General features: G+C 70.3%; 22 protein-coding genes. All 22 read left to right on the top strand.

Translation table 11 applies throughout. The features are described 5' to 3' along the window. Positions 1-92: 92 nt before the first annotated feature. The 22 genes from AC1050_RS12230 to rplN all read left to right on the top strand — a co-directional run bounded on the left by AC1050_RS12230 (position 93) and on the right by rplN (position 24,795). Positions 93-2,963: an FAD-binding and (Fe-S)-binding domain-containing protein gene (locus tag AC1050_RS12230; protein WP_482387934.1), complete on the top strand. Its 2,871-nt coding sequence runs from the start codon at positions 93-95 to the stop codon at positions 2,961-2,963. A 319-nt stretch (positions 2,964-3,282) separates the two neighbouring features. Further along, positions 3,283-3,810 carry a 50S ribosomal protein L10 gene (rplJ, locus tag AC1050_RS12235; protein ID WP_482387679.1) on the top strand — a complete coding sequence of 176 codons (528 nt, stop codon included), beginning with the start codon at positions 3,283-3,285 and terminating at the stop codon, positions 3,808-3,810. A gap of 81 nt (positions 3,811-3,891) precedes the next feature. After that, complete coding sequence (rplL, locus tag AC1050_RS12240) at positions 3,892-4,284, top strand: 50S ribosomal protein L7/L12 (protein WP_482387680.1); 393 nt, start codon at positions 3,892-3,894, stop codon at positions 4,282-4,284. 758 nt (positions 4,285-5,042) lie between these two features. Continuing rightward, positions 5,043-8,549: a DNA-directed RNA polymerase subunit beta gene (rpoB, locus tag AC1050_RS12245; protein WP_482387681.1), complete on the top strand. Its 3,507-nt coding sequence runs from the start codon at positions 5,043-5,045 to the stop codon at positions 8,547-8,549. A 127-nt stretch (positions 8,550-8,676) separates the two neighbouring features. Next, positions 8,677-12,543 (top strand): DNA-directed RNA polymerase subunit beta', encoded by a 3,867-nt coding sequence (locus AC1050_RS12250; RefSeq protein WP_482387682.1) that lies wholly within the window; start codon positions 8,677-8,679, stop codon positions 12,541-12,543. A 446-nt stretch (positions 12,544-12,989) separates the two neighbouring features. Beyond that, positions 12,990-13,358 carry a 30S ribosomal protein S12 gene (rpsL, locus tag AC1050_RS12255; RefSeq protein ID WP_122147700.1) on the top strand — a complete coding sequence of 123 codons (369 nt, stop codon included), beginning with the start codon at positions 12,990-12,992 and terminating at the stop codon, positions 13,356-13,358. Positions 13,359-13,362: 4 nt separating this feature from the next. Continuing rightward, a complete protein-coding gene (gene rpsG, locus AC1050_RS12260) occupies positions 13,363-13,833 on the top strand; it encodes a 30S ribosomal protein S7 (protein ID WP_179687208.1) in 471 nt (156 codons plus the stop codon). 41 nt (positions 13,834-13,874) lie between these two features. Continuing rightward, complete coding sequence (gene fusA / locus AC1050_RS12265) at positions 13,875-15,992, top strand: elongation factor G (RefSeq protein ID WP_482387683.1); 2,118 nt, start codon at positions 13,875-13,877, stop codon at positions 15,990-15,992. 119 nt (positions 15,993-16,111) lie between these two features. Beyond that, complete coding sequence (gene tuf / locus AC1050_RS12270; protein WP_482387684.1) at positions 16,112-17,302, top strand: elongation factor Tu; 1,191 nt, start codon at positions 16,112-16,114, stop codon at positions 17,300-17,302. Between the two features lie 271 nt (positions 17,303-17,573). Further along, entirely contained in the window at positions 17,574-18,569 is a 996-nt protein-coding gene (locus tag AC1050_RS12275) for a hypothetical protein (RefSeq protein ID WP_482387685.1), read from the top strand. Positions 18,570-18,959: 390 nt separating this feature from the next. Further along, positions 18,960-19,268 (top strand): 30S ribosomal protein S10, encoded by a 309-nt coding sequence (rpsJ, locus tag AC1050_RS12280; protein WP_122147693.1) that lies wholly within the window; start codon positions 18,960-18,962, stop codon positions 19,266-19,268. Between the two features lie 22 nt (positions 19,269-19,290). Next, positions 19,291-19,950, top strand: a complete 660-nt coding sequence (gene rplC, locus AC1050_RS12285) for a 50S ribosomal protein L3 (RefSeq protein ID WP_482387686.1) — start codon at positions 19,291-19,293, stop codon at positions 19,948-19,950. A gap of 5 nt (positions 19,951-19,955) precedes the next feature. Beyond that, entirely contained in the window at positions 19,956-20,648 is a 693-nt protein-coding gene (rplD, locus tag AC1050_RS12290) for a 50S ribosomal protein L4 (RefSeq protein ID WP_482387935.1), read from the top strand. Then, entirely contained in the window at positions 20,645-20,947 is a 303-nt protein-coding gene (gene rplW / locus AC1050_RS12295; protein ID WP_146838619.1) for a 50S ribosomal protein L23, read from the top strand. The genes rplD and rplW overlap by 4 nt, the downstream gene beginning before the upstream one ends. Before the next feature lie 33 nt (positions 20,948-20,980). After that, positions 20,981-21,817, top strand: coding sequence for a 50S ribosomal protein L2 (gene rplB / locus AC1050_RS12300; RefSeq protein WP_482387687.1), 837 nt, complete (start codon positions 20,981-20,983; stop codon positions 21,815-21,817). A gap of 15 nt (positions 21,818-21,832) precedes the next feature. Further along, positions 21,833-22,114 carry a 30S ribosomal protein S19 gene (gene rpsS / locus AC1050_RS12305; RefSeq protein ID WP_147794358.1) on the top strand — a complete coding sequence of 94 codons (282 nt, stop codon included), beginning with the start codon at positions 21,833-21,835 and terminating at the stop codon, positions 22,112-22,114. 56 nt (positions 22,115-22,170) lie between these two features. After that, the gene (rplV, locus tag AC1050_RS12310; RefSeq protein WP_147794357.1) at positions 22,171-22,536 is read left to right on the top strand and encodes a 50S ribosomal protein L22; all 366 of its coding nucleotides are present in this window, start codon (positions 22,171-22,173) and stop codon (positions 22,534-22,536) included. Positions 22,537-22,538: 2 nt separating this feature from the next. Beyond that, positions 22,539-23,384: a 30S ribosomal protein S3 gene (rpsC, locus tag AC1050_RS12315; RefSeq protein ID WP_482387688.1), complete on the top strand. Its 846-nt coding sequence runs from the start codon at positions 22,539-22,541 to the stop codon at positions 23,382-23,384. A 3-nt stretch (positions 23,385-23,387) separates the two neighbouring features. Further along, positions 23,388-23,804: a 50S ribosomal protein L16 gene (rplP, locus tag AC1050_RS12320; protein WP_013882863.1), complete on the top strand. Its 417-nt coding sequence runs from the start codon at positions 23,388-23,390 to the stop codon at positions 23,802-23,804. After that, positions 23,804-24,043 carry a 50S ribosomal protein L29 gene (gene rpmC, locus AC1050_RS12325; RefSeq protein ID WP_309032072.1) on the top strand — a complete coding sequence of 80 codons (240 nt, stop codon included), beginning with the start codon at positions 23,804-23,806 and terminating at the stop codon, positions 24,041-24,043. Before rplP ends, rpmC begins: the two co-directional genes overlap by 1 nt. A gap of 7 nt (positions 24,044-24,050) precedes the next feature. Further along, positions 24,051-24,344, top strand: coding sequence for a 30S ribosomal protein S17 (gene rpsQ / locus AC1050_RS12330; RefSeq protein ID WP_482387689.1), 294 nt, complete (start codon positions 24,051-24,053; stop codon positions 24,342-24,344). 82 nt (positions 24,345-24,426) lie between these two features. After that, positions 24,427-24,795, top strand: a complete 369-nt coding sequence (gene rplN, locus AC1050_RS12335) for a 50S ribosomal protein L14 (protein ID WP_146838605.1) — start codon at positions 24,427-24,429, stop codon at positions 24,793-24,795.

Consider the following 24,795-nt stretch of genomic DNA (forward strand, 5'->3'; position numbering starts at 1 on the left):
CCGGCGGTGGAACACTGGGCGGCGTGTCGACCGCCACGTCCCTCCCCCCGGGCGGCAGCCCCCGCGCAGCCGCCGGCCCCGACGCCGCCGAGCTGACCCGCGCCCTGCGCGCGGCCGTCGCCGGCTCCGTGGACGACTCGACCCGGCGCCGGGCCGAGTACGCGACGGACGCCTCGAACTACCGCGTCGTGCCGTCCGTGGTCGTGTTCCCGCGGGACGTGGACGACGCCCTGGCCGCGCTGGAGGTCGCCCGCGGTCTGGGCGCCCCGGTGACGTCCCGCGGCGGCGGCACCTCGGTGGCGGGCAACGCCGTGGGCACCGGCGTCGTGCTCGACTGGTCCCGGCACGTCAACCGCGTGCTGGACGTCGACCCCGGCACGGCGACCGCCCGGGTCGAGCCCGGCGTCGTCATGGCGATGCTGCAGCGCGAGGCGGCCCCGCACGGGCTGCGGTTCGGGCCCGACCCGTCGACCCAGGCCCGCGCCACGCTCGGCGGGATGATCGGGAACAACGCCTGCGGGCCGCGCGCCGTCGCCTACGGCCGGACCGCCGACAACGTGCTGGAGCTCGACGTCGTCGACGGCCGCGGCCGCCGGTTCACGGCCGGCAAGGGGCTGGACCCGGTCGCGGGCCTGGACGCCCTGGTGCGGGCCGAGATGGCGACGCTGCGCACCGAGCTCGGCCGGTTCGGCCGCCAGGTGTCCGGGTACTCGCTCGAGCACCTGCTGCCGGAGAACGGCGCCGACCTGGCCAAGGCGCTCGTCGGCACCGAGGGGACCGTCGTCACGCTGCTCGGGGCGACCGTGCGCCTGGTCCCGGTCTCGGCCGCGCCGGTGCTGGTCGTGCTCGGGTACCCCGACATGGCGACCGCCGCCGACGCCGTGCCCGCGCTGCTCGCGCACCGGCCGCTCGCCATCGAGGGCATGGACGCCCGGCTCGTCGACGTCGTCCGCCGGGTCAAGGGCGCCGCCGCCGTGCCGCCGCTGCCCGAGGGCGCGGGCTGGTTGATGGTCGAGGTCGCCGGGGACACGGTCGACGAGGCGCTGCAGCGCGCGCGGGCGCTCGCCGCGGACGCCGGCACCGGGGCCGTCGGCGTCTTCCCGCCCGGGCCCGAGGCCGCCGCCATGTGGCGAATCCGCGAGGACGGGGCGGGGCTCGGCGGCCGGACGCCGTCGGGGGAGCAGGCCTGGCCGGGGTTCGAGGACTCCGCGGTGCCGCCCGAGCGGCTCGGCGCCTACCTGCGCGAGCTCGAGGCGCTGATGGCGCAGCACGGCGTCGACGGCCTGGCCTACGGGCACTTCGGCGACGGCTGCGTGCACCTGCGGCTCGACGTCCCCATGGAGCGGTCCGGGGACCCGATGCGCGCGTTCATGACCGATGCCGCGCACCTGGTCGCGTCGCACGGGGGCTCCCTGTCCGGCGAGCACGGCGACGGCCGCGCGCGCTCCGAGCTGCTGCCGGTCATGTACTCGCCCGAGGCGATCGGCGCCTTCGAGGCGTTCAAGGCGCTGCTCGACCCGGATGACCTGCTCAACCCCGGTGTGCTGGTCCGGCCGAGGCCGCTGGACGCCGACCTGCGCCGCCCGCACGCGCACCCGATCCCGGCGGGCCACGGCGGGTTCGCCTACCAGCACGACCACCAGGACTTCACGACGGCCGTGCACCGGTGCGTCGGCGTCGGCAAGTGCCGGGCCGACTCCTCGGCGTCGGGCGGCTTCATGTGCCCGTCGTACCTGGCCACCCGCGACGAGAAGGACAGCACCCGCGGCCGGGCCCGGGTGCTGCAGGAGATGGCCAACGGGACGCTGGTCTCGCGCGGCTGGTCCTCGCCCGAGGTGCACGACGTGCTCGACCTCTGCCTGTCCTGCAAGGCGTGCTCGTCCGACTGCCCCGCGGGCGTCGACATGGCGCAGTACAAGGCGGAGGTGCTGCACCGCACCTACCGCGGGAAGCTGCGCCCGGTGAACCACTACGCGCTGGGCTGGCTGCCGCGCTGGACCCGCCTCGTCACCGGGGTGCCGGGGCTCGCGCGGGTCGCGAACGCCGTGCTCGGCGTCCGGCCGCTCGCGAAGGCCGTGCTCCAGCTCGGCGGCATGGACACGCGGCGGAAGATGGTCGACTTCGCGCCGTCGCCGTTCCGGTCCCGCGTGCGGCGCGGCGAGGTCGACGTGCGCCGCGACGGCGCGCCGACCGCCCAGGGCGCCGGCGCGATGTCGGTGACCGGGACCTCCGGCCGGCCACCGGTGCTGCTGTGGACCGACTCGTTCAGCGACGCGCTCGCCCCCTCGATCCCGGTCGCCGCGGTGCAGGTGCTGCGCCACGCCGGCTACGAGGTGCTGGTGCCCGAGCACGACGCCTGCTGCGGGCTCACGTGGATCTCGACCGGGCAGCTCGACGGCGCCCGCAAGCGGCTGACCCACCTGCTCGAGGTGCTCGGCCCGTACGCGGTCAACGGCGTGCCGATCGTCGGGCTCGAGCCGTCGTGCACCGCGGTGCTCCGGTCCGACCTGCTCGACCTGCTCCCCGACGACCCGCGCGCCGTCGCCGTGGCCCGCAGCACCCGGACGCTCGCCGAGCTGCTCACCGCGCCGGCCCCCGTCGGGCCGGGGGACCGGTGGCAGCTGCCCGACCTGTCCGACGTCACGGCCGTCGTGCAGCCGCACTGCCACCACCACGCCGTCATGACGTACACCGCCGACCGCACGCTGCTGCGCGAGGCGGGCGCGTCCTTCTCGGCGCTGGCCGGCTGCTGCGGGCTCGCCGGCAACTTCGGCATGGAGGCCGGGCACTACGACGTCTCGGTGCAGGTCGCGGAGCACGCGCTGCTGCCCGCGCTGCGGGACGCCGCACCCGGGGACGTGTTCCTGGCCGACGGCTACTCCTGCCGGACGCAGGCCGACCAGCTCGCCGGGGTCCAGGGCGTGCACCTCGCCGAGCTGCTGGCGGCGCACCTGCCGCGCTGACGTGCGCGGCCGGTCCGGGCCGGCTCGGGCCGGGTCGCGCCGGGCTGTGCGGGGCTGACGTGCGGATTTGGTCGCGGTGCGGGTGTGCCGTAGTCTTGCCGCTGCCCAAAGACCGCAGGTCGTCGGCTCGGTGTGCTCTCCCGCTTCCGCGGGGTGCGCCCGCGAGCCGCCCGAAGTCCCGCTCCGGCGGAGGCCCGCGCAGGTTGAGTTTCGATGGTCGTGCATCAGCACGTGCAACGAGCCCCGGCCTGCGCCGGGGCTCTTCTCGTGTGCGGGGTCGAGGACGACGCCCGGCGGCACCACCACCGGAAGGATTGCCATGGCGAGGCCGGACAAGGCAGCCGCTGTCGCAGAGCTCACGGACCAGTTCCGTGAGTCGAACGCGGCCGTGCTGACCGAGTACCGCGGGCTCACCGTCGCGCAGCTCAAGCAGCTGCGACGGTCGCTGAGCGGCAACGCGAACTACGCCGTGGTGAAGAACACGCTGACCGCGATCGCGGCCAAGGAAGCCGGCATCGAGGGGATCGGCGAGCTCTCGGGCCCGTCCGCCATCGCCTTCGTCACCGGTGACCCGGTCGAGGCCGCCAAGGGTCTGCGTGACTTCGCCAGGGCGAACCCCGCGCTGGTCATCAAGGGCGGTGTCCTCGACGGACGCGCCCTGACCGCCGCGGACGTCACCAAGCTCGCGGACCTCGAGTCCCGCGAGGTCCTGCTGGCCAAGGCGGCCGGTGCGATGAAGGCCAAGCTGTTCCAGACGGCTTACCTCTTCACCGCGCCCGCCTCGAAGGCCGTGCGCACCGTCGAGGCGCTGCGCGCCCAGCAGGAGACCGCCGACACCGCTGCCTGAGCCACCCCGGCTCAGACGCTCCCCACACTGCCCCGCACGGTCGCCCCGGCCGGCGAGGAACGAACGGAAGGAACCGCCATCATGGCGAAGCTCACCACCGACGAGCTCATCGAGCAGTTCAAGGGCCTCACCCTCATCGAGCTCTCCGAGTTCGTGAAGGCGTTCGAGGACGTCTTCGAGGTCACCGCCGCCGCTCCGGCCGCCGTGGCCGTCGCCGCCCCCGCCGGCGGTGCCGGTGACGCTGCTGCCGCCGAGGAGGAGAAGTCGGAGTTCGACGTCATCCTCGAGGCCGCCGGCGACAAGAAGATCCAGGTCATCAAGGAGGTGCGCGCCCTGACCTCCCTCGGCCTGAAGGAGGCCAAGGACCTCGTCGACGGTGCCCCCAAGCCCGTTCTCGAGAACGTCGCCAAGGACGCCGCGGACAAGGCCAAGGCCGCCCTCGAGGGCGCCGGCGCCACCGTCACCGTCAAGTGACCTGCTCCGGAGGTCGCGCGCTCGCGCGCTGACCCCCGGGACGCCTCGCGCGAAGGCCCGCACCCCCTCCGGGGTGCGGGCCTTCGCCGTCCCCGGCCGCCCCGTGCCGTTCCCACCGACGCCTGCGCCGGCGAGCCGGTGCCCTGCCCGGACGCCTCTCCGCGCCCGCGCCCGCGCTCCCGCCCCCGCTCCCGCCGCCGCCACGACCCGCGCCGCCAGCCGTTTCTCGCACCGCCCACCGATCTCCCGGCTGGCGATGCGAGAACCAGCGGGCGCCCCGCCTCGACCAAGCCGGCGCGGCGAGCGCCGCGCTGCCCCGCCTGCCGCGCTCGCGACGCGGCTTGCCCGGCCTGGCACGGGCGCGTCGCCAGCGCTTTCTCGCGTCGCACACCGGTGTTCCGGCTGGGGACGCGAGAATCGGCTGGCGATGCCGCCGGCCGAACCCGCACCGACGCGCCAGCGACCAGCGACCAGCGGGGGAGCGCGCGGAATGCCGCAGCAGGGTGCGGCGTTGCACCCGTTCGCAGGCCTCGGCGTGGTGTCGCCGTCGGCGGTGTGGCGCAGGTCCCATACCACGACGACTGGACTTGCCACCAGGTCTGTACTAGGCTAGCGCTTTGCGCTGGCCTGTGCCCGCGACCCCGTATAACCCGCGCCCACCAGGCATCGTAGTACGCGATGCCCGAAGGCCCGAGGCCGGGGGGTCGCGAACCGCCGGGCACGGCGCAGGGAACTCGATCTGCTGGGAAGGACCCCTCTTGGCTGCCTCGCGCACCTCCTCCGCAACGTCCGAAGCCATCGCGAACCGCACCATCTCCCGCCGTGTCTCGTTCGCCCGGATCAACGAGCCGCTCGAGGTCCCCGACCTCCTCGGCCTGCAGACGGACAGCTTCGACTGGCTGCTCGGCAACGAGAAGTGGCAGGCGCGCGTCGCCGCCGCTCTCGAGGCCGGCAACCAGGACGTCCCGGAGACCGCTGGACTGGAGGAGATCTTCGAGGAGATCTCCCCCATCGAGGACTTCGGCGGCACCATGTCGCTGTCGTTCCGCGAGCACCGTTTCGAGCCGCCGAAGTACACGGCCGACGAGTGCAAGGAGAAGGACTTCACCTACGCCGCGCCGCTGTTCGTCACCGCGGAGTTCGTGAACTACACCACCGGTGAGATCAAGAGCCAGACGGTCTTCATGGGCGACTTCCCGCTCATGAGCGAGCGCGGCACCTTCATCATCAACGGCACCGAGCGCGTCGTCGTGTCGCAGCTGGTCCGCTCCCCGGGCGTGTACTTCGAGCGCGCCGCCGACAAGACGTCCGACAAGGACGTGTTCTCGGTCAAGATGATCCCGAGCCGCGGTGCTTGGCTGGAGTTCGAGATCGACAAGCGCGACAACGTCGGCGTGCGCGTCGACCGCAAGCGCAAGCAGAACGCCACCGTGCTGCTCAAGGCCCTCGGCATGACCGAGTCGGAGATCCGCGAGGAGTTCGCGCAGTTCCCGGCCGTCATCGACACCCTGGAGAAGGACCACGTCCAGACCCAGGACGAGGCCCTGCTCGACCTGTACCGCAAGATCCGCCCGGGCGAGCCGCCGACCGTCGAGGCCGGTCGCGCGCTGATCGAGAACTTCTACTTCAACCCGAAGCGCTACGACCTGGCGAAGGTCGGCCGCTACAAGCTGAACAAGAAGCTCGGCATCGACGTCCCGCTGGCGGACTCCGTGCTGTCGCGCGACGACATCGTCGCCGCGATCAAGTACATGGCCGCGCTGCACGCCGACGTCGCCACCCTCCCGGGCACCCGGGGCGGCGAGCCGGTCGAGATCCGCGTCGAGACCGACGACATCGACCACTTCGGCAACCGCCGCATCCGCGCCGTGGGCGAGCTGATCCAGAACCAGGTCCGCACCGGTCTGTCCCGGATGGAGCGCGTCGTGCGCGAGCGCATGACGACGCAGGACGTCGAGGCGATCACGCCGCAGACCCTGATCAACATCCGTCCCGTCGTGGCCTCCATCAAGGAGTTCTTCGGGACCAGCCAGCTGTCGCAGTTCATGGACCAGAACAACCCGCTCGCCGGCCTGACGCACAAGCGTCGTCTGTCCGCGCTGGGCCCGGGTGGTCTGTCCCGCGACCGCGCCGGCATGGACGTCCGCGACGTCCACCCGTCCCACTACGGCCGCATGTGCCCGATCGAGACCCCCGAGGGCCCGAACATCGGCCTCATCGGCTCGCTCGCGTCGTTCGCGCGGATCAACCCGTTCGGCTTCATCGAGACGCCGTACCGCAAGGTCGTCAACGGCGTCGTCACGGACGAGGTGCACTACCTCACCGCCGACGACGAGGACCGCTACGTCATCGCCCAGGCGAACGCCGAGGTCGGTGCGGACAACCGCTTCGTGCAGGACACGGTGCTGGTCCGCGTCAAGGGCGGCGACACCGAGGACGTCCCCGCCGACGTCGTCGACTACATGGACGTCTCGCCGCGCCAGATGGTGTCGGCCGCGACGGCCCTGATCCCGTTCCTCGAGCACGACGACGCCAACCGCGCGCTCATGGGCGCCAACATGCAGCGTCAGGCCGTGCCGCTGGTCCGCTCCGAGGCGCCGCTGGTCGGCACCGGCATGGAGTGGCGCGCGGCGGTCGACGCCGGCGACGTCATCGTGGCCTCCAAGCCCGGTGTGGTCACCGAGGTGTCGGCGGACCTGATCACGGTCGCGAACGACGACGCCACCACGTCGACCTACCGCGCGGCGAAGTTCCGCCGCTCGAACCAGGGCACGTCCTACAACCAGCGCGTGCTGGTCGACCAGGGCGCCCGCGTCGAGGTCGGCTCCGTGCTGGCCGACGGCCCGGCCACGGACGAGGGCGAGCTGTCGCTCGGCCGCAACCTGCTGGTCGCGTTCATGTCGTGGGAGGGCCACAACTACGAGGACGCGATCATCCTGTCGCAGCGCCTCGTGCAGGACGACGTCCTGTCCTCGATCCACATCGAGGAGCACGAGGTCGACGCCCGCGACACCAAGCTCGGCCCGGAGGAGATCACGCGGGACATCCCGAACGTCTCCGAGGACGTGCTGGCGGACCTGGACGAGCGCGGCATCATCCGCATCGGCGCCGAGGTCTCCGCGGGCGACGTGCTGGTCGGCAAGGTCACCCCCAAGGGCGAGACCGAGCTGACCCCGGAGGAGCGCCTGCTGCGCGCGATCTTCGGCGAGAAGGCCCGCGAGGTCCGCGACACGTCGCTGAAGGTGCCGCACGGCGAGTCCGGCACGGTCATCGAGGTCCGCACGTTCAACCGCGAGGACGGCGACGAGCTGCCCGCCGGCGTGAACGAGCTCGTCCGCGTCTACATCGCCCAGCGCCGCAAGATCACGGACGGCGACAAGCTCGCCGGCCGCCACGGCAACAAGGGCGTCATCTCCAAGATCCTGCCCGTCGAGGACATGCCGTTCCTCGAGGACGGCACGGCAGTGGACATCGTCCTGAACCCGATGGGTGTCCCGGGGCGCATGAACGTCGGCCAGGTCCTGGAGGTCCACCTCGGGTGGATCGCCAAGCAGGGCTGGAACGTCGAGCTGGCTCAGGGCGACCTGTCCTGGGTCGACCAGGTGCCCGACATCGCGAAGTCGTCCGAGCCGGGCGTCCCGGTCGCGACGCCGGTGTTCGACGGCGTGCCGGAGGAGACCCTCACCGGTCTGCTCGGCGCCACGCTGCCGAACCGCGACGGCGAGCGCATGGTCGGCGTCGACGGCAAGGCCCGCCTGTTCGACGGCCGCTCCGGCGAGCCGTTCCCGGACCCGGTGGCCGTCGGCTACATGTACATCCTCAAGCTGCACCACCTGGTGGACGACAAGATCCACGCCCGCTCGACCGGCCCGTACTCGATGATCACGCAGCAGCCGCTGGGTGGTAAGGCGCAGTTCGGTGGCCAGCGGTTCGGCGAGATGGAGGTGTGGGCCCTCGAGGCGTACGGCGCCGCCTACACGCTGCAGGAGCTCCTCACCATCAAGTCGGACGACATCCCCGGCCGCGTGAAGGTGTACGAGGCGATCGTCAAGGGCGAGAACATCCCCGACTCGGGGATCCCGGAGTCCTTCAAGGTCCTCCTCAAGGAGATGCAGTCGCTCTGCCTGAACGTGGAGGTGCTGTCCTCGGACGGCGTGTCCATCGACATGCGCGAGAACGACGACGAGGTGTACCGCGCCGCCGAGGAGCTGGGCATCGACCTGTCGCGGCGCCCGAACGCCGCCAGCACCATCGACGAGATCTGACGCCGAGCGCCGCCGGCCCCCCGCCCTCCTGGGCGACGGGCCGGCGGTCCGCCCGCACCCCTTGCACCATTCCGTTCCGCCGGGCCGCGACATCGCGGGAGCCGGCAAGCGAAGGAAGTAGGACCCCTTGCTCGACGTCAACGTCTTCGACGAGCTGCGCATCGGCCTGGCCACGGCCGACGACATCCGGACCTGGTCGCACGGCGAGGTCAAGAAGCCCGAGACCATCAACTACCGCACCCTGAAGCCGGAGAAGGACGGGCTCTTCTGCGAGAAGATCTTCGGCCCCACCCGGGACTGGGAGTGCTACTGCGGCAAGTACAAGCGCGTGCGCTTCAAGGGCATCATCTGCGAGCGCTGCGGCGTCGAGGTGACCCGCTCGAAGGTCCGCCGTGAGCGCATGGGCCACATCGAGCTCGCCGCGCCCGTCACGCACATCTGGTTCTTCAAGGGCGTGCCCTCGCGCCTCGGCTACCTGCTCGACCTCGCCCCGAAGGACCTCGAGAAGGTCATCTACTTCGCGGCGTACATGATCACGTGGGTCGACGTGGACGGTCGCCAGGAGGACCTGCCGAACCTCCAGAACGAGATCGACCTGGAGCGCAAGGAGATCGCGGACCGCCGCGACAACGACATCAACACCCGCGCGTCGAAGCTCGAGGCCGACCTGGCCGAGCTCGAGGCCGAGGGTGCCAAGGCCGACGCCCGCCGCAAGGTGCGCGACTCCGCCGAGCGCGAGATGGCGCAGATCCGCAAGCGCGCGGACGCCGAGATCGAGCGTCTCGACACCATCTGGGACCGGTTCAAGAACCTCAAGGTCGCCGACCTCGAGGGCGACGAGCTGCTCTACCGCCAGCTGCAGGACCGCTACGGCAACTACTTCGAGGGCTCGATGGGCGCCTCGGCGATCCAGAAGCGGCTCGAGGCGTTCGACCTGGAGGCGGAGAGCGAGAACCTGCGCGAGATCATCCGCTCGGGCAAGGGCCAGCGCAAGACCCGGGCGCTGAAGCGCCTCAAGGTCGTCAACGCGTTCCTCACCACGACGAACTCGCCGACCGGCATGGTGCTGGACGCCGTCCCGGTCATCCCGCCGGACCTGCGCCCGATGGTGCAGCTCGACGGTGGCCGGTTCGCCACGTCCGACCTGAACGACCTGTATCGCCGCGTGATCAACCGGAACAACCGCCTCAAGCGGCTCCTGGACCTGGGCGCGCCGGAGATCATCGTCAACAACGAGAAGCGGATGCTCCAGGAGGCCGTGGACTCGCTGTTCGACAACGGCCGCCGCGGCCGCCCGGTCACGGGCCCCGGCAACCGTCCGCTGAAGTCGATCTCCGACATGCTCAAGGGCAAGCAGGGCCGGTTCCGCCAGAACCTGCTCGGCAAGCGCGTCGACTACTCGGGCCGTTCGGTCATCGTCGTCGGCCCGCAGCTCAAGCTGCACCAGTGCGGTCTGCCCAAGCAGATGGCGCTCGAGCTGTTCAAGCCGTTCGTGATGAAGCGCCTGGTCGACCTGAACCACGCGCAGAACATCAAGTCGGCCAAGCGCATGGTCGAGCGCGCGCGCCCGGTCGTGTGGGACGTGCTCGAGGAGGTCATCACCGAGCACCCCGTGCTGCTGAACCGTGCGCCCACGCTGCACCGTCTCGGCATCCAGGCGTTCGAGCCCCAGCTGGTCGAGGGCAAGGCGATCCACCTGCACCCGCTCGTCTGCGGCGCGTTCAACGCCGACTTCGACGGCGACCAGATGGCCGTGCACCTGCCCCTGAGCGCGGAGGCGCAGGCCGAGGCCCGCATCCTCATGCTCTCGAGCAACAACATCCTGAAGCCGTCCGACGGCCGCCCCGTGACCATGCCCTCGCAGGACATGATCATCGGCCTGTTCCACCTGACCTCCGACAAGGAGGACCCGGTGGGTGCCGGCCGTGCGTTCAGCTCGGTGTCCGAGGCGATCATGGCGTTCGACCAGGGGTCCCTGGACCTCAACGCGGTCGTCAAGATCCGCATGGAGGGCCTCGTGCTGCCCGAGGACCAGCGCCCCGAGGGCTGGGACGGCGGGACGATCTCGTTCGAGACCACCCTGGGCCGCGCGCTGTTCAACGAGCTGCTGCCGGTCGACTACCCGTACGAGAACGGCGTCGTCGACAAGAAGCGGCTGTCGGTCATCGTCAACGACCTGGCGGAGCGGTACCCGAAGGTCGAGGTCGCCGCGTCGCTGGACGCCCTGAAGGAGGCCGGCTTCCGCTGGGCCACCCGCTCGGGCGTGACCATCGCGATCTCGGACGTCGCGGCGCCGACCGCCAAGGCGGAGATCCTCGCGGAGCACGAGGCGCGCGCGACGAAGGTGCAGGGCCAGTACGACAAGGGCCTCATCACCGACGACGAGCGTCGCCAGGAGCTCATCGAGATCTGGACGCAGGCCACCGACAAGGTCGCCAAGGCCATGCAGGAGAACTTCAACTCCCGCAACACCGTGTTCCGCATGGTGGGCTCGGGTGCGCGAGGCAACTGGATGCAGGTCCGGCAGATCGCCGGCATGCGCGGCCTGGTGGCGAACCCGAAGGGCGAGATCATCCCGCGCCCGATCAAGGCGAACTACCGCGAGGGCCTGTCCGTCCTCGAGTACTTCATCGCGACGCACGGCGCCCGCAAGGGTCTGGCGGACACCGCGCTGCGGACCGCCGACTCGGGCTACCTGACCCGTCGTCTGGTGGACGTGTCGCAGGACGTCATCGTCCGCGAGGAGGACTGCGGCACCGAGCGCGGCCTGACCATGCCGATCGGCGTGGCCACCGCGGGCGGCACGCTGCGCCGCCACGACAAGGTGGAGACCTCGGTCTTCTCCCGCACGCTGGCGACCGACGCCGAGATCGACGGCCAGGTCATCGGCAGCGCCGGTGACGACATCGGCGACGTGCTGCTGGACCGCCTGCTGGCGGCCGGCGTCGAGTCGCTGAAGGTCCGGTCCGTGCTGACCTGCGAGTCCCGCGTGGGCACCTGCGCCAAGTGCTACGGCCGCTCGCTGGCCACCGGCAAGCTCGTCGACATCGGCGAGGCCGTCGGCATCATCGCGGCGCAGTCCATCGGTGAGCCCGGTACCCAGCTGACGATGCGTACCTTCCACACCGGTGGTGTCGCGTCGGCCGAGGACATCACGCAGGGTCTGCCGCGTGTCCAGGAGCTGTTCGAGGCCCGCACCCCCAAGGGTGAGAGCCCCATCGCCGAGTTCTCCGGCCGGATCACGATCGACGAGGCCGACCGGACCCGTCGCCTCGTGCTCACGCCGGACGACGGCTCGGAGGAGATCGCCTACCCGATCACCAAGCGCTCGCGCCTGCTGATCAGCGACGGCGACCACGTCGAGGTCGGCACCCAGCTGGTCCAGGGTGCGGTGGACCCGAAGAAGGTCCTGCGCATCCTCGGCCCGCGCGCCACCCAGAAGCACCTGGTGGACGAGGTCCAGGAGGTCTACAACTCCCAGGGCGTGGACATCCACGACAAGCACATCGAGGTCATCGTGCGGCAGATGCTGCGTCGCGTGACCGTGCTCGACTCGGGTGACACGGGCCTGCTGCCGGGCGAGCTGGCCGAGCGCGGCCGGTTCGAGGACTTCAACCGGCGTGCGGTCGCCGAGGGCGGTCAGCCGGCCTCGGGTCGTCCGGAGCTGATGGGCATCACGAAGGCGTCGCTCGCGACGGACTCGTGGCTGTCGGCGGCCTCCTTCCAGGAGACGACCCGCGTCCTCACCGAGGCCGCGATGTCGGGCCGCTCCGACCCGCTGCTGGGCCTGAAGGAGAACGTGATCCTCGGCAAGCTGATCCCCGCCGGTACGGGCCTGCCCCGCTACCACGAGGTGTCGGTGGAGCCCACCGAGGAGGCGAAGGCCGAGCTGTACCCGTCCTTCGGCTACGACGAGATCGACTTCCCCGCCCTGGGCCTCGGCTCGGGCGAGGCGATCCCGCTCGAGGACATCGACTTCGGCGACTACCGCTGACGTCACGTCCTGACCGGTCCGAGGGGGTCCGCCGCGCACGTCGCGACGGGCCCCCTCGGCCGTGCGGCCCGCGCCGGCCGGCCCGCCGGGAACACCCGGCGGGGGAGCGGCGTTGTGCTCACGACCGACGTGCTCGGACCCGCACGCACCGGCTTTGACGGTGCGGGGACCGGCGAGTAACGTTGGACACCGTGCCCGCGCCGTCGGGCCCTCGCGCGCGCTCTGCAAGGAGCGCAGGGTGAACACCCCCTGAAGCCGCACCTCGACCCCGTCAGCGGGGGAGAAGCGTGGGGCAGGACGGGGCGACACGCCCGGGCGCGGGGGTCGGTTCGGGACGCAAGACCGACCGGGGTAGTCGCGCGACGGGCGACGATCCGGGACTTTCGCCGGCCGTCCAGGGTGACGGGTGCCGGTCAGACCAGACTTCACCTAGCGACGGAGACGTAGTGCCTACGATCCAGCAGCTGGTCCGCAAGGGCCGGACGCCGAAGACGAACAAGTCGAAGACCCCTGCCCTGCAGGGCAGCCCGCAGCGCCGCGGCGTCTGCACCCGCGTGTACACGACCACCCCGAAGAAGCCGAACTCGGCTCTCCGCAAGGTCGCGCGCGTCAAGCTCTCCTCGGGCATCGAGGTCACGGCCTACATCCCCGGTGAGGGCCACAACCTGCAGGAGCACTCCATCGTGCTCGTCCGCGGCGGTCGCGTGAAGGACCTCCCCGGTGTGCGTTACAAGATCATCCGTGGTGCTCTGGACACCCAGGGCGTGAAGAACCGTAAGCAGGCGCGTAGCCGCTACGGCGCGAAGAAGGGCTGAACCGATGCCTCGTAAGGGTCCGGCTCCCAAGCGGCCGCTCATCATCGACCCGGTCTACGGATCGCCCGTCGTCACCCAGCTGATCAACAAGGTCCTCCTCGACGGCAAGAAGTCCGTCGCCGAGGCCATCGTCTACGGCGCGCTCGAGGGCGTCCGCGAGAAGACCCAGGGCGACCCGGTCGTCGTGCTCAAGCGCGCGCTGGACAACGTCCGCCCGTCGCTCGAGGTGCGTTCCCGCCGCGTCGGTGGTGCGACCTACCAGGTCCCGGTCGAGGTCCGCCCCGTCCGCCAGACCACCCTCGCCCTGCGCTGGCTCACGGACTACTCCCGCGCCCGCCGCGAGAAGACCATGACCGAGCGTCTGATGAACGAGATCCTCGACGCGTCCAACGGCCTGGGTGCCGCGGTGAAGCGCCGTGAGGACATGCACAAGATGGCCGAGTCCAACAAGGCGTTCGCCCACTACCGCTGGTAATCCCAGCAGTAGGCGAACCCCACTACCGAGGGGCTGAACCTGTGGCACTGGACGTGCTGACGGACCTGAACAAGGTCCGCAACATCGGCATCATGGCGCACATCGATGCCGGCAAGACGACGACGACCGAGCGGATCCTGTACTACACGGGCGTCAACTACAAGATCGGCGAGACCCACGACGGTGCGTCGACGACGGACTGGATGGAGCAGGAGCAGGAGCGTGGCATCACGATCACGTCCGCTGCTGTGACCGCCTTCTGGAACAAGGGCAAGTCGAACGAGACGCAGATCAACGTCATCGACACGCCCGGTCACGTCGACTTCACCGTCGAGGTGGAGCGCTCGCTGCGCGTGCTCGACGGCGCGGTCGCGGTGTTCGACGGCAAGGAGGGCGTGGAGCCCCAGTCGGAGACCGTCTGGCGCCAGGCCGACAAGTACGAGGTCCCCCGCATCTGCTTCGTCAACAAGATGGACAAGCTGGGCGCGGACTTCTACTTCACGGTCGACACCATCGTGAACCGCCTCAAGGCCAAGCCGCTGGTCATCCAGCTGCCGATCGGCTCCGAGAACGACTTCATCGGCGTCGTCGACCTGGTCGAGATGCGCGCGCTCGTGTGGCGTGGCGAGACCGAGATGGGCGCGAAGTACGAGATCGAGGAGATCCCGGCCGACCTCCAGGACCGGGTCGACAAGTTCCGCAGCGAGCTGCTCGAGGCCGTCGCCGAGACCGACGACGACCTGCTCGAGAAGTTCCTGGGCGGTGAGGAGCTCACGGTCGCCGAGATCAAGTCCGGCATCCGCAAGCTCACCATCTCCGGCGAGGCGTTCCCGGTCCTGTGCGGCTCGGCGTTCAAGAACAAGGGCGTCCAGCCCATGCTCGACGCCGTCGTCGACTTCCTCCCGTCGCCCCTCGACGTCCCGGCCATCCAGGGCCACGACGTCAAGGACGAGGAGGTCGTCATCGAGCGGCACCCGGACGCCACCGAGCCGTTCTCGGCCCTGGCGTTCAAGATCGCCGCGCACCCGTTCTTCGGCAAGCTCACCTTCATCCGCGTGTACTCGGGGAAGGTCGTGCAGGGCGCCCAGGTGCTCAACGCGACCAAGGGCAAGAAGGAGCGCATCGGGAAGATCTTCCAGATGCACGCCAACAAGGAGAACCCGGTCGACGAGGCGACGGCGGGCCACATCTACGCGTTCATCGGCCTGAAGGACGTCACCACCGGTGACACCCTCTGCGCCCTCGACGCGCCGGTGGTCCTGGAGTCCATGACCTTCCCGGAGCCCGTCATCGACGTGGCGATCGAGCCGAAGACCAAGGGCGACCAGGAGAAGCTCTCCACCGCGATCCAGAAGCTCGCCGAGGAGGACCCGACGTTCCGCGTCCGCCTGGACGAGGAGACCGGCCAGACCGTCATCGGCGGCATGGGCGAGCTCCACCTCGACATCCTGGTCGACCGCATGCGGCGCGAGTTCAAGGTCGAGGCGAACGTCGGCAAGCCGCAGGTGGCGTACCGCGAGACGATCCGCCGCAAGGTGGAGAAGATCGACTACACGCACAAGAAGCAGACCGGTGGCTCCGGGCAGTTCGCCAAGGTCCAGATGACCTTCGAGCCGCTCGAGTCCGAGGACGGCGCGATGTACGAGTTCGTGAACGCCGTCACCGGTGGTCGCGTGCCTCGCGAGTACATCCCGTCCGTGGACCAGGGCATCCAGTCCGCGATGCAGCTGGGCGTGCTGGCCGGCTTCCCGCTGGTGGGCGTCAAGGCCACGCTGCTCGACGGTGCCGCGCACGACGTCGACTCCTCGGAGATGGCGTTCAAGATCGCCGGTTCCATGATCCTCAAGGAGGCCGCCCGCAAGGCCGACCCCGTGCTCCTCGAGCCGGTCATGGCCGTCGAGGTGCGCACGCCCGAGGAGTACATGGGCGACGTGATCGGCGACATCAACTCGCGGCGCGGCATGATCCAGTCCATGGAGGACGCGACGGGCGTGAAGGTGATCCGCGCCCAGGTTCCTCTCTCCGAGATGTTCGGGTACGTCGGTGACCTGCGGTCGAAGACCCAGGGTCGCGCGGTGTACTCGATGCAGTTCGACAGCTACGCCGAGGTGCCTCGGAATGTTGCCGACGAGATCATCAAGAAGACCCGGGGCGAGTAGTCCCACAGGTCGAACCGAGTACGACCAATCAACCCGACCCGTAGGACCGCACGTCCGCAGGGGCACTGAGCCCCTGCATCGTTCGGCAATCTCTACACCAGAGTCCTGAGGAGGACCCAGTGGGCAAGGCGAAGTTCGAGCGGACGAAGCCGCACGTCAACATCGGGACCATCGGTCACGTCGACCACGGCAAGACGACGCTGACTGCTGCGATCTCGAAGGTGCTGCACGACAAGTACCCCGACCTGAACCCCTTCACGCCTTTCGACGAGATCGACAAGGCGCCCGAGGAGAAGCAGCGCGGCATCACCATCAACATCGCGCACGTCGAGTACCAGACGGAGAAGCGTCACTACGCTCACGTCGACGCGCCCGGTCACGCCGACTACATCAAGAACATGATCACCGGTGCGGCGCAGATGGACGGCGCCATCCTGGTGGTCGCCGCCACCGACGGCCCGATGGCCCAGACGCGTGAGCACGTCCTGCTCGCCCGTCAGGTCGGCGTGCCCTACCTGCTCGTGGCGCTCAACAAGTCCGACATGGTCGACGACGAGGAGATCCTCGAGCTCGTCGAGATGGAGGTCCGCGAGCTGCTGTCGTCGCAGGGCTTCGACGGTGACGAGGCGCCGGTCATCCGCGTCTCCGGCCTGAAGGCCCTCGAGGGCGACCCCCAGTGGGTCAAGTCCGTCGAGGACCTGCTGGACGCCGTGGACGAGTCCGTCCCGGAGCCGGTCCGTGACATGGACAAGCCGTTCCTCATGCCGATCGAGGACGTCTTCACCATCACCGGTCGTGGCACCGTCGTCACCGGCAAGGTCGACCGCGGCAAGCTGCAGATCAACTCCGAGGTCGAGATCGTCGGCATCCGCCCGGCGCAGAAGACCACGGTCACCGGTATCGAGATGTTCCACAAGCAGATGGACGAGGCGTGGGCCGGCGAGAACTGCGGCCTCCTGCTCCGTGGCACCAAGCGTGAGGACGTCGAGCGCGGCCAGGTCGTCGTGAAGCCGGGCTCGATCACGCCGCACACCGAGTTCGAGGGCCAGGTCTACATCCTGGCCAAGGACGAGGGCGGGCGTCACAACCCGTTCTACTCGAACTACCGTCCGCAGTTCTACTTCCGGACGACCGACGTCACCGGCGTCATCACGCTGCCCGAGGGCACCGAGATGGTCATGCCGGGCGACAACACGGAGATCTCCGTGACGCTGATCCAGCCCATCGCGATGGAGGAGGGCCTCGGCTTCGCCATCCGCGAGGGTGGCCGCACCGTCGGCTCGGGCCGCGTCACCAAGATCAACAAGTGATCTGATCCCCTCGGGGACCTGATCCACCGGGAGGGCCCGGGTGCTTCGGCACCCGGGCCCTTTCTGCGTGCCCGGCCCCGGTCGGGGCGTGCCCACCCGGAGCCGCCCACATCGCCAGCCGATTCTCGCGTCGCCCCCTGATCTTCCGGCTGGCGGTGCGAGAACCGGCTGGCGGCCGACCCGCGCCAGGGAGCGGCACCAGGACGACCACAGGGGCAGGCACCCGGCACGGTCCCCAGGGGGAGCGCGCGATGCCGCTGACCGTCCTGTGGTGCCGGACACCGTGGGCGCCATGCGCGACGAGCTGCTCGGCTCCCTCCCGCCCGGCGTGATCCTGCACCGGGACGCCGCGGCCGGCGGGATCGGCGGGCACGCGCTGCGGCGTGCGCTGCGGGACGGGAGCCTGGCCCAGGTCCGGCCCGGTGCGTACGTCCGGGGTCCGGAGTGGCGGGCGAGCTCCCCGGAGGGGCGGCAGCTGCTGGCGGTGCGGGCGGCGGCGCGGCAGCTCGCCGACCCGGTCTTCTCCCACGAGTCCGCCGCCGCCGTGTGGGGGCTGCCGCTGGTCGAGGCCGCCGGGGGCGTGCACGTGCTCGGCCCGCCCGGGGCGGACGGGAGCCCCCGTGGCACCGGGACCCGTGCCGGCATCACCCGGCACGCGGCGTCGGCGAGCATGTCGGTCGTGGAGCGGGACGGGCTACGGCTGACCGGCGTCCTCGACACGGTGCTGGCGATGGCACGGGACCGGGACCTGCGGCGCGCCCTGCCGGTGGCCGACGCCGCGCTCCGGGCCGGGCTCGTGACGGGTGACGACCTCCGCGACGAGGTCGCACGCCGGGCCGGGCTCCGCGGAGCACGCCGCATGCGGGTGGTGGCCGCGCTGGCCGACGGGCAGGCGGAGTCGGCGGGGGAGTCGGTGAGCCGCGCGCGCATCCACCTGGACGGGTACGCGCAGCCTGCGCTGCAGGTGCCGTTCGTCCGCGGTGGCTCGACGGTGGCGCGCGTCGACTTCTGGTGGCGGGACGTGCGGGTGGTGGGGGAGTTCGACGGCCGCCGGAAGTACCGCGTCGACGGGGTCGGCGACCGGCGCGCGGTCGAGGAGCGGCTCTGGGCGGAGAAGCGCCGCGAGGACCAGGTCCGCTCGACCGGCGCCCGGGTCGTGCGCTGGACCTGGCACGAGGCCTGGCACCCCGGCCCCCTGTCGGCGCTGCTGCGGGATGCCGGCGTGCCGCGCGCGGGATCGCCAGCCGTTTCTCGCACGGCAGGCTGAGGCATCGGCCGGGGATGCGAGAATCGGCTGGCGACGCGGGTCGGAGTCGAGAGGCGACGCGGGCGCCGGCGCGTGATCGTGCGGGTGTGATGCACGTCCGGTTGGACCTTTCGGGGTACGCCTGGCACACTAGACAAGTTGCCCGACGACGGGAGCACCTGCGCGCGTGCGCTCAGGAGCTCCGACCGAACGGGCGAAGGACGCGTGCGAGTCCAGCTCCAGCCCGGGGTCACCCGGCGTCGGACTCCATCACCACATCGACCTCGTCCCCGATGCCGCACGCCCCGCGCGCGGCCCGGAGACCGGCGCGAAGGTATGTCGCGAAAAGCGACACGCCCGAGTGCGGGGGTCGGACACAGGCAGTTCGAAGAGAGAGAGACAGACGACGCCATGGCGGGACAGAAGATCCGCATCCGGCTCAAGTCCTACGACCACGAGGTCATCGACAGCTCGGCGCGCAAGATCGTCGACACGGTGAGCCGCGCTGGTGCGACGGTCGTTGGCCCGGTGCCGCTCCCGACGGAGAAGAACGTCTTCGTCGTCATCCGGTCGCCCCACAAGTACAAGGACAGCCGCGAGCACTTCGAGATGCGCACGCACAAGCGGCTCATCGACATCATCGATCCCACGCCGAAGGCGGTCGACTCGCTCATGCGTCTCGACCTGCCCGCGGACGTGAACATCGAGATCAAGCTCTGACGCTGGGAAGGAACTGATCTTCATGGTTACCCAGCAGAACGCGCGCCCCGTCACGGCGGTGCTCGGCACGAAGCTCGGTATGACGCAGGTCTGGGACGCCGATGGCCGTCTCGTCCCCGTCACCGTGGTCGCTGTCGGCACCAACGTCGTGACCCAGGTCCGCTCCGCTGAGGCTGACGGTTACGCCGCGATCCAGCTGGCCTACGGCCAGATCGACCCGCGCAAGGTGACCAAGCCGCTGAAGGGCCACTTCGAGAAGGCCGGGGTCACCCCCCGCCGGCACGTGGCCGAGATCCGCACGTCGGACGCGGCCGAGTTCACGCTCGGCCAGGAGATCACCGCCGAGGCGTTCGCCGCCGGCGCTCTGGTCGACGTGATCGGCACCACCAAGGGCAAGGGCACCGCCGGTGTCATGAAGCGCCACGGGTTCTCCGGCGTCGGCGCCTCGCACGGTGCGCACCGCAACCACCGCAAGCCGGGCTCGATCGGTGGCGCCTCGACGCCGTCGCGCGTGTTCAAGGGCGTGCGGATGGCCGGTCGCATGGGCCACGCCCGCCAGACCACCCAGAACCTGACCGTGCACGCGGTCGACGTCGAGAAGGGTCTGCTGCTGCTCAAGGGCGCGGTTCCCGGCCCGAAGCGTGGCGTCGTCGTCGTGCGTACCGCCGTGAAGGGGGCATGAACCCCATGTCCGAGACGCTGACCGTCGACGTCGTCGACACCGCGGGCAAGAAGGCCGGCACGGCCGAGCTGCCCGGTGAGGTGTTCGACGCCCAGACGAACATCCCGCTGATCCACCAGGTCGTCGTGGCGCAGCTCGCCGCGGCTCGCCAGGGCACCCACGACACGAAGAACCGTGGCGAGGTCCGTGGTGGCGGCAAGAAGCCGTACAAGCAGAAGGGCACCGGCCGCGCCCGTCAGGGCTCGACCCGTGCGCCGCAGTTCGCCGGCGGTGGCACCGTCCACGGCCCGACCCCGCGCGACTACTCCCAGCGGACCCCGAAGAAGATGAAGGCCGCGGCGCTCCGCGGTGCTCTCTCGGACCGCGCCCGCGCCGGCCGCGTCCACGTCGTCACCGGCTTCGGTGTCAACGAGGCGCCCTCGACCAAGGCCGCCGTGAGCGTGCTGGACCAGCTGTCCGGCCGCAAGCACGTCCTCGTGGTCGTGGAGCGTGCGGACGAGCTCGCGTGGAAGTCGCTGCGCAACGTCGAGCGGGTCCACCTGCTCGTCGCCGACCAGCTCAACACCTACGACGTGCTCGTCTCCGACGACGTCGTGTTCACCCAGGGCGCGCTCGACACGTTCCTCGCCGGCCCCACCAAGGGCCGCGGCGCGACCGCTGTCGCGACGTCGTCCGAGGCCGAGGAGGACGCCAAGTGACCACCGTCGTCAAGGACCCCCGCGACATCCTGATCGCGCCGGTCGTCTCCGAGAAGAGCTACGGGCTGCTCGACGAGGGCAAGTACACCTTCATCGTCGACCCCCGGGCCAACAAGACCGAGATCAAGATCGCGGTCGAGCAGGTCTTCTCGGTCAAGGTCGAGTCCGTGAACACGATCAACCGCAAGGGCAAGACGCGGCGGACCAAGTTCGGCATGGGCAAGCGCAAGGACACGAAGCGCGCGATCGTCACCCTCCGCGAGGGCACGATCGACATCTTCGGCGGACCGGTCGGCTGACCGGGCCCGAGAGCAGATTGAGGACAGATCCCCATGGGAATCCGTAAGTACAAGCCGACGACGCCGGGGCGCCGTGGCGCGAGCGTCGCCGACTTCGTCGAGATCACGCGCTCCACGCCGGAGAAGTCTCTGGTCCGCCCGCTGCACAAGACCGGTGGTCGCAACTCGACCGGCCGCGTCACCATGCGGCACCAGGGTGGTGGCCACAAGCGCGCCTACCGCGTGATCGACTTCCGTCGTCACGACAAGGACGGCGTGCCGGCCAAGGTCGCGCACATCGAGTACGACCCCAACCGCACGGCGCGCATCGCGCTCCTGCACTACGCGGACGGCGAGAAGCGCTACATCATCGCGCCGAACAAGCTGAAGCAGGGCGACGTCATCGAGAACGGTGCCGGCGCGGACATCAAGCCCGGCAACAACCTGCCGCTGCGCAACATCCCGACCGGTACGACGATCCACGCCATCGAGCTCAAGCCGGGCGGCGGCGCCAAGATCGCCCGCTCCGCGGGTGCCTCGGTGCAGCTGGTCGCGAAGGACGGGCCCTACGCGCAGCTGCGCATGCCGTCCGGCGAGATCCGCAACGTCGACCTGCGCTGCCGCGCGACGGTCGGCGAGGTGGGCAACGCCGAGCAGTCGAACATCAACTGGGGCAAGGCCGGCCGCATGCGCTGGAAGGGCAAGCGCCCCTCCGTCCGCGGTGTGGCGATGAACCCGATCGACCACCCGCACGGTGGTGGTGAGGGCAAGACGTCCGGTGGTCGTCACCCGGTGAGCCCCTGGGGCCAGCCGGAGGGCCGCACGCGTCGCCCCAACAAGCCGAGCGACAAGCTCATCGTCCGTCGCCGTCGCACCGGCAAGAAGCGCTGATAGGAGCCGGGAGATATGCCTCGCAGCCTGAAGAAGGGGCCCTTCGTCGACGGGCACCTGCAGAAGAAGGTCGACGTGCAGAACGCCGCCGGCACCAAGAACGTCATCAAGACCTGGTCGCGTCGTTCGATGATCACGCCCGACTTCCTGGGTCACACCTTCGCGGTGCACGACGGCCGCAAGCACACGCCGGTGTTCGTGACGGAGTCGATGGTCGGGCACAAGCTCGGCGAGTTCGCCCCGACGCGCACGTTCCGCGGCCACGAGAAGGACGACCGGAAGGGCCGTCGCCGCTGACCCCCGGGTCAGCGATGCGACTGCCCTGACGGCAGAGACAAGAAGGCAGGACAGCAATGGAAGCCAAGGCGAAGGCGCGGTTCGTCCGCGTCACGCCCCAGAAGGCCCGGCGCGTCGTGGACCTCATCCGTGGCAAGCAGGCCGGCGAGGCCGTGTCGACGCTGAAGTTCGCGCCGCAGGCCGCGGGTGAGACGGTCCTCAAGGTCGTCGAGTCCGCGATCGCGAACGCCCGCGAGGGCGCCAAGCGTGCCGGCGAGCGCTTCGACGAGGGCAACCTCTACGTGGCCGAGGCGTTCGTGGACGAGGGTCCGACGCTGAAGCGGTTCCGCCCCCGGGCGCAGGGCCGCGCGAGCCAGATCCTCAAGCGCACGAGCCACATCACCGTGGTCGTCGCCGAGCGTGAGACGAAGGGAAGGGCCTGACAGTGGGACAGAAGGTCAACCCGCTCGGGTACCGCCTGGGCATCACGACCGACCACCGCTCGCGGTGGTTCGCCGACTCGACCAAGCCGGGTCAGCGGTACCGCGACTACGTCCGCGAGGACGTGCAGATCCGCAAGCTCATGGCCACCGGTCTCGAGCGCGCGGGCATCGCCAAGGTGGAGATCGAGCGGACGCGTGACCGCGTGCGCGTCGACATCCACACGGCGCGCCCGGGCATCGTCATCGGTCGCCGCGGCGCCGAGGCCGACCGCATCCGCGGCGAGCTCGAGAAGCTCACGGGCAAGCAGGTCCAGCTGAACATCCTCGAGGTGAAGAACGCCGAGATCGAGGCCCAGCTGGTCGCCCAGGGCATCGCCGAGCAGCTGGCGAGCCGCGTGTCCTTCCGCCGTGCGATGCGCAAGGGCATGCAGTCCGCGCAGCGCGCCGGCGCCAAGGGCATCCGGGTGCAGGTCTCCGGCCGCCTCGGCGGCGCGGAGATGAGCCGCACGGAGTTCTACCGCGAGGGCCGCGTGCCCCTGCACACGCTCCGCGCGAACATCGACTACGGCTTCTTCGAGGCCCGCACGACCTTCGGCCGCATCGGCGTGAAGGTCTGGGTCTACAAGGGCGACATGACCGAGCGCGAGTTCGCCCGCGAGCAGGCCACGCAGGCCCCCCGCCAGAGCCGTGGTCCGCGTGCGGACCGTGGTGACCGTGGTGGCGACCGTGGCCCGCGCGGCGGCGGCCCCCGTCGGAACGACCGGACCGAGGCCCCCGCGGCCGAGGCCGCCGCTCCGGCTGCCGCCCCGGCGGAGACGACCGCTCCTGAGACCGGAACGGAGGCCTGAGCCGTGCTGATCCCGCGCAGGCTGAAGCACCGCAAGCAGCACCACCCGGGGCGCTCCGGCGCCGCGACCGGTGGCACCGCGATCTCGTTCGGCGAGTACGGCATCCAGGCTCTCGAGCCCGCCTACGTCACGAACCGCCAGATCGAGGCTGCTCGTATCGCGATGACCCGCCACATCAAGCGTGGCGGCAAGGTCTGGATCAACATCTACCCGGACCGTCCGCTCACCAAGAAGCCCGCCGAGACCCGCATGGGTTCCGGTAAGGGTTCGCCGGAGTGGTGGATCGCCAACGTCAAGCCGGGCCGAGTGATGTTCGAGCTCGCCGGCGTCCCGGAGCCCCTGGCGCGCGAGGCCATGCGCCGCGCGCAGCACAAGCTCCCGATGAAGACCCGTTTCGTGGTTCGCGAGGGTGGTAACTGATGGCTATCGGCACCAAGGACCTGGCTCCTTCCGAGCTGGACGCCTTTGACGACGAGCGCCTCGTGGCCGAGCTGAAGAAGGCCAAGGAGGAGCTGTTCAACCTGCGGTTCCAGTCGGCCACCGGCCAGCTCGAGAGCCACGGGCGCCTCAAGGCCGTGCGTCGCGACATCGCGCGGATCTACACGATCCTGCGCGAGCGCGAGCTCGGCATCCGGACCGCCCCGACGGCGAGCGAGTGAGGACTCGATGAGCGAGAACACCAACGAGACCACCACCGCCACGGCGGAGGCCCGCCCGTACCGCAAGACGCGGCGCGGCTACGTGGTCAGTGACAAGATGCAGAAGACCGTCGTGGTCGAGGTCGAGGACCGGGTCAAGCACCCGCTCTACGGCAAGGTCATCCGGCGGACCAGCAAGGTCAAGGCGCACGACGAGGCCGGCAACGCCGGTGTCGGCGACCTGGTCCTCATCATGGAGACCCGCCCGCTGTCCGCGACCAAGCGGTGGCGCGTGGTGGAGATCCTCGAGAAGGCGAAGTAAGTCCGTCCGCCTCCTCACCACATATCCGTTCGGCCAGGCTCGCCAGCTCGGCGAGAACCGGCAGACGACAGGAGTTCTGTAGATGATTCAGCAGGAGTCGCGACTTCGGGTCGCCGACAACACGGGTGCGAAGGAGATCCTCTGCATCCGTGTGCTCGGCGGATCCGGCCGTCGCTACGCCGGTATCGGTGACGTCATCGTCGCCACCGTCAAGGACGCCATCCCGGGCGGCAACGTCAAGAAGGGCGACGTCGTCAAGGCGGTCGTCGTGCGCACCCGCAAGGAGCGCCGGCGCGTGGACGGCTCGTACATCAAGTTCGACGAGAACGCCGCGGTGATCCTCAAGAACGACGGCGAGCCCCGTGGTACGCGCATCTTCGGCCCCGTGGGCCGCGAGCTGCGCGACAAGAAGTTCATGAAGATCATCTCGCTGGCGCCGGAGGTGCTCTGA

The organism is Cellulomonas sp. NEAU-ZC6 (assembly GCF_056844425.1).

What these genes read in the sequence shown, in the direction of transcription:
- rplJ (WP_482387679.1), top strand. Translation starts at nt 3,283, where the DNA reads ATGGCGAGGCCGGACAAGGCAGCCGCTGTCGCAGAGCTCACGGACCAG.
- rpsJ (WP_122147693.1), top strand. Translation starts at nt 18,960, where the DNA reads ATGGCGGGACAGAAGATCCGCATCCGGCTCAAGTCCTACGACCACGAG.
- rpsS (WP_147794358.1), top strand. Translation starts at nt 21,833, where the DNA reads ATGCCTCGCAGCCTGAAGAAGGGGCCCTTCGTCGACGGGCACCTGCAG.
- rpsQ (WP_482387689.1), top strand. Translation starts at nt 24,051, where the DNA reads ATGAGCGAGAACACCAACGAGACCACCACCGCCACGGCGGAGGCCCGC.
- rpsG (WP_179687208.1), top strand. Translation starts at nt 13,363, where the DNA reads ATGCCTCGTAAGGGTCCGGCTCCCAAGCGGCCGCTCATCATCGACCCG.
- rpmC (WP_309032072.1), top strand. Translation starts at nt 23,804, where the DNA reads ATGGCTATCGGCACCAAGGACCTGGCTCCTTCCGAGCTGGACGCCTTT.
- rplC (WP_482387686.1), top strand. Translation starts at nt 19,291, where the DNA reads ATGGTTACCCAGCAGAACGCGCGCCCCGTCACGGCGGTGCTCGGCACG.
- rplD (WP_482387935.1), top strand. Translation starts at nt 19,956, where the DNA reads ATGTCCGAGACGCTGACCGTCGACGTCGTCGACACCGCGGGCAAGAAG.
- rplB (WP_482387687.1), top strand. Translation starts at nt 20,981, where the DNA reads ATGGGAATCCGTAAGTACAAGCCGACGACGCCGGGGCGCCGTGGCGCG.
- rplL (WP_482387680.1), top strand. Translation starts at nt 3,892, where the DNA reads ATGGCGAAGCTCACCACCGACGAGCTCATCGAGCAGTTCAAGGGCCTC.
- rplN (WP_146838605.1), top strand. Translation starts at nt 24,427, where the DNA reads ATGATTCAGCAGGAGTCGCGACTTCGGGTCGCCGACAACACGGGTGCG.
- rplV (WP_147794357.1), top strand. Translation starts at nt 22,171, where the DNA reads ATGGAAGCCAAGGCGAAGGCGCGGTTCGTCCGCGTCACGCCCCAGAAG.